The sequence below is a fragment of the Deinococcus pimensis DSM 21231 genome, assembly GCF_000519345.1.
Taxonomy (GTDB): Bacteria; Deinococcota; Deinococci; order Deinococcales; family Deinococcaceae; genus Deinococcus_A; species Deinococcus_A pimensis.
This window is the reverse complement of the sequence record NZ_KI912630.1, coordinates 21059-21281: the sequence shown is the minus strand read 5'-3', so window position 1 is coordinate 21281 and position 223 is coordinate 21059. Positions and strand designations below refer to the sequence as shown.

The 223-nt window shown below is 76.7% G+C and carries 1 pseudogene; it reads left to right on the top strand.

Going from position 1 to position 223, the window contains the following annotated elements:
* A pseudogene (locus DEIPI_RS38890) lies at nucleotides 1-223 on the top strand (FAD-dependent oxidoreductase); the annotation flags it as partial.

Genomic DNA, 223 nt, shown 5'->3' with positions numbered 1-223 from the left:
CGCGGTGGCGCTCGGCGCGGACCTCATGATCAGCGCGGAGGCGCGCCTCGTGGCGGGCGGCGTGGAGCTCCGACGTCTCGACGTGACGAACACGATGCAGGTCGTGGTCGCCGAGACGCGGCGCGTACGGGCCGCGCGGGTGGTGATCGCGGCGGGCCACGAGGGCCCCCGCCTGCTGGAGGACGACCTGGGCGTGCTGAGCCCGCACGGCCGCGCGTGGGTG